Here is a 5,369-nt window from a genome sequence, read left to right as displayed (position 1 = left end):
CGGCCGAGAACGTCCATAACCCACTACCCGCTTCACGCACACAATCTATCCCTAGTGGGTGTATGCGTCAACCGGATAGGCACGCAATAACGATCGTCACGAAAAGCAGAGGAAAGTTAGGCCAATCCCGGTTCAATCAAACCGGGATTGAGTCTAAGTTCGGTTCGAAAGGTACGGAGGCTAATTTATGATCGCTTCGGTTGTGATTGTCGGCGCCAACCTTGCAGGGGGACGCGCCGCCGAAGCGCTCCGGCTCAACGGCTATGAAGGACGGATCGTCCTGATCGGGGAGGAGCGGTGGCTGCCCTATGAGCGGCCGCCGCTCTCCAAGGAATGCCTGTGGGACAGGGACCAGCTTCCCGAGAATTTCTTCCTCCACGACCAGCAATGGTATGAAGACAATAAGATAGAGCTGGAGCTCGGCGTGCGCGCCGAAGCACTGGAGCTTTCCGGCCGAGGGGTTCGGCTGGCCTCCGGCAAGGAAATCCCGGCCGATCGCATCCTGCTCGCGACCGGCGGCAAGGCGCGCTTGTTGCCGCTCGATGGTGCGACCGCCGCCAATGTCCATCATTTGCGGACCAAGGATGACGCCGACCGGCTCGCGGCAGATCTCAAGCCGGGTGCGCGTATCGTCGTCATCGGCATGGGCGTGATCGGCGCTGAGGTCGCCGCGAGCGCGCGCAAGAGCGGCTGTGAGGTCACCGCGATCGAGCCGGCGCCGGTGCCGATGATCCGCACGCTCGGTGCGCATTTTGGCGCCTGGCTCGGCCGCGAGCACGACAAGCGCGGGGTGAAGGCGCGTTACGGCATCGGCGTGACCAGGCTGTATCTTGACGGCGGCCTGGTCCGCACCGTCGAGCTCGACGATGGCACGCGCATCGATTGCGACGCGGTGGTGGTCGGGATCGGCATCGTGCCCTCGACCGAGCTTGCCGCCAACGCCGGGCTAGCGATCGGCAACGGCATCGTCGTCGATCGCCAGGGGCGCACCAGCCATGAGGCGGTGTTCGCGGCGGGCGACGTCGCCGACCAGCCCAATTTCTTCGGCGGCCGGGTGCGGCTCGAAACCTATCAGAATGCCGCCGATCAGGGCATGGCCGCGGCGCAGGCGATGATCGGCCGCGAGGTCGATTATCTGAAGCCCTGCTGGTTCTGGTCCGACCAATATGACATCAACATCCAGGTCTCCGGCCGGATCGACGACAGCCTGCCGGTGGTGATGCGCGGCGAGCTCGACAGCAGCCAGTTCACCGCTTTCTTCCTCGACGGCAACGTCGTCGCCGGCGTGCTGACCGCAAATCGCGCGGTCGACATGGGCGTCGGCAAGAGGATGGTCGAGCGTCGGCTCGAGGTCGACCCGGGTCAGCTCGGCGACGCCTCGATTCCGCTCCGCGAGTTCTTGAAGCCCAAGGCGCGGGCGGCATAGGCCTGCGGTGAAACCCTCTCCCGTACGGAAGAGGGTGGGCGCCTTGGACGCCCCCTCAGATCAGCCTATCCCGCCGCCTGCCACGTACAGCGTCTGGCCGGTGATGTAGGACGCCTCGGGCGAGGCGAAAAAGCAGATCGCGGCGGCCAATTCTTCCGGCGCCGCGAAGCGCTTCATCAAGGTGTCGCGCAACGTCTGCTCGCCGACTTCGCCGAAACCCTTGATGTCGGCCTCGGTCGGCGGCTTGGGATTGCGCGGCGTGACCCGCTCGACATTGACTCCGCCGGGAGCGACGCAATTGACCCGGATCGGCCGGTCGTCGAGGTCGAACGACAGCGCCTGGGTAAGCGCCGACACTCCGCCTTTGGCCGCGGCATAGGGGACCCGGTTGATGCCGCGCGTTGCGACCGGGCCGATGTTTACGATCGCGCCGCTGTTCGCTTCGAGCATCAGCGGCAGCACGGCATGGCAGCACCACATTGTCGGCCATAAGGAGCGCTGGATCTCGGCCTCTCAGGCGCGCCGTATGAAGGATCTGGAGAAGGAGAATCTGCGGCTTGGCCGGGCGATATCCAACCTGACGCTGGATAAGCTCATTCTCCAGGAGGCCGCCCGGGGAAACTTCTGAGCCCCGCGCGGCGACGGCGCTGTATCGACCAGCTGTGGCGAGAGCTACCGGTGTCCGAACGACGGATTTGCCAGGTGCTCGGACAGCATCGGTCGACCCATCGCAAGGTAGCGCGCGGGGCGGACGACAAGCAGGCGCTGACCGAGGACATCATCGCTTTGGCCAAGCAATATGGTCGCTATGGCTATCGACGTGTCACCGCCCTGCTGCGCGACGCGGGGTGGACAGTGAACCGCAAGCGGGTCGAGCGGATCTGGCGACGCGAGGGGCTCAAGGTGCCGCAGCGGCAGCCGAAGCGCGGGCGGCTGTGGCTCAACGATGGCTCCTGTATCAGGCTCCGGCCGGAATATCCGGGCCATGTGTGGGCCTATGACTTCGTTCAGGGCCGCACTCACGACGGGCGCAAGTTCCGGATCCTGACCATTATCGATGGGGCCAGCCGGGAATGCCTGGCGCTCATCGTCGCCAGGAAGCTACGTCACGAGGACGTGCTGGCCGCGTTGGCCGAGTTGTTCGTCATGCGCGGGCCTCCGGCACACATCAGGTCCGCTAATGGTCCTGAATTTATCGCTACGGCCGTCCAGAAGTGGCTCGGCAAGATCGGCGTGAAGACGCTCTACATCGCGCCGGGATCACCTTGGGAGAATGGCTACAATGAGAGCTTCAACGGGTCGCTGCGCGACGAGCTGCTCAACGGCGAGATCTTCTATCCTCCGAGCGCTCCCAGCTGATATAACCTTCATGCGAGCCGGGAATCAGCGCCAACCACTCATCCCGGGCCTTGCGACGACTCCTCGTCCGCAGGGCGGCGCCATCATATCCAGCTACAACGTGGGTTTTACCATAGGCATACAGGATCGCCTTGCGCTCAAGATGCTGGGGACCGATCTTCTCACAGATCATCGCTCTTCTCCTCCCGTGCCGCGCAGGGGGCGCCGGTGGCGTGGTCGAGCAGTAGACGCACGATCAGGGGCATCAACTTCTGGCGCGTTGGTGCTGGCAGAGTCAGCCACTGCGGCGTCTGCGCGACCCCGGAATCGCGAGGGCTGTAAAACAGATCGAACTGAAATGTCATGGGCTTGCGCGGCATGGAAGCCTCCCCGATGTGAGTCGTGAGAGCCCGATGCTGCGCCCGAAAGCTGCGGAGCCGAAATAGGCCTCGCCGCCCGCAGCAACTTCAACAGGTAAGCTAGCGCACCAACATCGACATGGGGAGAAAACTCGGTCCGCGCCAGGGCGCAAACCCCACGATCGAATATCCACGCCGGAACCTCAAGACAGCGCTCCGAGATCGAGCCGCCCATACTGCAGCGGTAAATGTCCGAACTTGCTCGCTCGACCGTCCCATGAACGTGAACATGCCGGCCAGCCCATGGATGCCACTGGTAGACAATCTCGCGAACAACGGTCCTGTGGGCGTTCCGTTGTCGGTAATTACCCACTCCCTACCAGCTATCAGGCGGTGACGGCGCCCAGGATGGCATGGAATGGAGTGCATCCTGCGAGGCGCGCGGTGTCGATGGTGGTGCGCAAGGCGGCTTCGGCATCGGCGGCCCATTTAGCGCGATAACCGTTGGTGACCTTTCTCTGGATAACGCTGGGTCTGAGCGCACGCTCGCTGACATTGTTGGTGGCCTCGACCTTGCCCGCGAAATCGCAGAAGGTGAGTATCTGGTCGCGCGCGCGGCGGATTTGCCCGAGCAGTTCGCGCGCCAGCTGGCAATCGGTGGTGCTGGCGAGGATGGCATCGAGGTCGCGCATCAGCGCGCGCCTTCGGTTTTTCACCTTGGCGGCGGCGAGCGCGGCGATGTCGCGGGCAAGCCTGAAGGCGCGATCAAACCAGAACTGGACCCGCATCCCGATCAAATCGCTGCCATTCTCGGCGGCGAAGCGCGCCTTGCGATCGAGATGAGCAAGGCACGTCTGGTGACGCTGGCCATGCCCTTGCTGGGCAGAATAGCGATCCGATATCCATGCTTCGGGTTTATGTCCGGCCATCGTGCCGTGCACAACCTGGGCGGCGCGGCTGAACTCGGCGGTATGGACGACGGCCTTGCTCGAACAGAACACCCGCTGATACGCATTGCATCCCTCGATCCGCATGCCCGTCTCGTCGCAGGCGACGACTTCGGCGCCGCGCAAGGCCGCCAGGGCATCGTCGCGTCCGGCGGCAAAGACCGGCGCGGTGCGTTTGAACATGTTCATCAGCGCGCCCTGGCTGAGCTGCAGGCCGAACAGATCGGCGAAGACGCCTTGCAGCCGTTCATAGGAAAAGAGTTGGTTCGATTTGAGATAAAGCGCCAGCGCATGGATCCTGTGCCCGAACGGCGTGCCTTGCGCCGCTGCCGGCAAGGGCGCTGCCGTCGTCTTGCCGCATGTCGCGCAGCGGCATTTCATCCGCCGGTGGCGCCTGACCACAGGCTTGACCTCGGGCAGGTCGATCTCGTCATATTCCCCTATCACCGCGCCGGACGCATCCTCGGCAAACGGCAGGCCGCAGTGGTGACAATGCGCCGGACGATGGTCTTCGTGCGCATCGGGCGCTGCGGCCAGAACGCGGGCGTGCCCCTTATGGCCGGGCTTGGCTCCGCCGGGCCGCGAACCTTCCCGCTTCGCCTTCCTGTCCGTCGATGGCGGCTTCGAAGAGGTGCGCGACGTCTTGTCCGGGCGCTGCATCCCCAGCACCAGATCAATCAACTCAGGCTTCGTAAGCCCTTCGAGTTCCTCGCGATTCATGGACAGGATGAATCACAGACCGCCTGGTTTGGCAAGGGGGTGGGTAATTACCGTTGTCGTGTTGTACAACACCATCCGACCGCACAGCAGTCTCGGTTACCGGCCGCCGGCTCCGGAAGCGGCGATACCGCAATTGCCGCCTTCCGGTTCCGCTTCGCTCCACCTCCAGCCGACAATTGCGGCGGAAGTCACAATGCACTAACAACGTATGGCCCGCCCTGTTTGCAAGCAGGATTTTACGGTGTTCTGACAAGTCTGCGCCAACGTATACGGTCTCGTGGGGTTACTCACGGCCAAGATGGACATCCGCGCGTCAGGAGCCTCATAATCAACCCGGAATCGAAGTTCCATTGTTAGTGCCGGGCTTTCCAAACGCCGTTCGACTGTCAGGCCATCTTTACGATCCTTCCTGCAAACCTCTTTGGGCTACGCGTGGGCGACACGTTGCCGATCCGATTAAGCCGCTACAGGGTAGCTACGTTCGAAGCTTGTTTCCGTGCCTATCCGGTTAACGCAGACACCCACTACATGTGGGGTGCGCCCAGCCACCGGAATATAGCTCGGCGTAGGTCGGAGCTT

At 63.3% G+C, this 5,369-nt stretch carries 4 protein-coding genes and 2 pseudogenes; 3 read left to right on the top strand and 3 right to left on the bottom strand.

Features of this window, described 5'->3' with window-relative positions; translation table 11 throughout:
• Positions 1 to 187 precede the first annotated feature (187 nt).
• The gene (locus tag K7W03_RS26535; RefSeq protein WP_226870539.1) at positions 188 to 1,426 is read left to right on the top strand and encodes an NAD(P)/FAD-dependent oxidoreductase; all 1,239 of its coding nucleotides are present in this window, start codon (positions 188 to 190) and stop codon (positions 1,424 to 1,426) included.
• Between the two features lie 60 nt (positions 1,427 to 1,486).
• On the opposite strand, the gene K7W03_RS26530 is transcribed toward K7W03_RS26535, so the two are convergent.
• Positions 1,487 to 1,930: an SDR family oxidoreductase gene (locus K7W03_RS26530; protein WP_226949248.1), complete on the bottom strand. Its 444-nt coding sequence runs from the start codon at positions 1,928 to 1,930 to the stop codon at positions 1,487 to 1,489.
• Between K7W03_RS26530 and K7W03_RS26525 the strand changes: the two are divergent.
• Positions 1,929 to 2,764: pseudogene (locus tag K7W03_RS26525) on the top strand (IS3 family transposase); the annotation flags it as partial. The gene K7W03_RS26530 and the pseudogene K7W03_RS26525 sit on opposite strands and share 2 nt — an antisense overlap.
• A gap of 182 nt (positions 2,765 to 2,946) precedes the next feature.
• On the opposite strand, the gene K7W03_RS26520 reads toward K7W03_RS26525, so the two are convergent.
• Together K7W03_RS26520 and tnpC are read right to left on the bottom strand one after the other, a co-directional pair.
• Positions 2,947 to 3,144, bottom strand: coding sequence for a hypothetical protein (locus K7W03_RS26520; RefSeq protein WP_222887902.1), 198 nt, complete (start codon positions 3,142 to 3,144; stop codon positions 2,947 to 2,949).
• Positions 3,145 to 3,509: 365 nt separating this feature from the next.
• Positions 3,510 to 4,790, bottom strand: a complete 1,281-nt coding sequence (gene tnpC, locus K7W03_RS26515) for an IS66 family transposase (protein ID WP_222887899.1) — start codon at positions 4,788 to 4,790, stop codon at positions 3,510 to 3,512.
• A gap of 64 nt (positions 4,791 to 4,854) precedes the next feature.
• Between tnpC and K7W03_RS26510 the strand changes: the two are divergent.
• Positions 4,855 to 4,992, top strand: a pseudogene (locus K7W03_RS26510) (IS3 family transposase); the annotation flags it as partial.
• Positions 4,993 to 5,369: the final 377 nt, after the last annotated feature.

The sequence above is a fragment of the Sphingobium sp. PNB genome, assembly GCF_019873065.1.
Lineage (GTDB): Bacteria > Pseudomonadota > Alphaproteobacteria > Sphingomonadales > Sphingomonadaceae > Sphingobium > Sphingobium fuliginis.
Note: the sequence above shows the minus strand (reverse complement) of the source record. Positions and strands in the feature narration are given on the sequence as shown.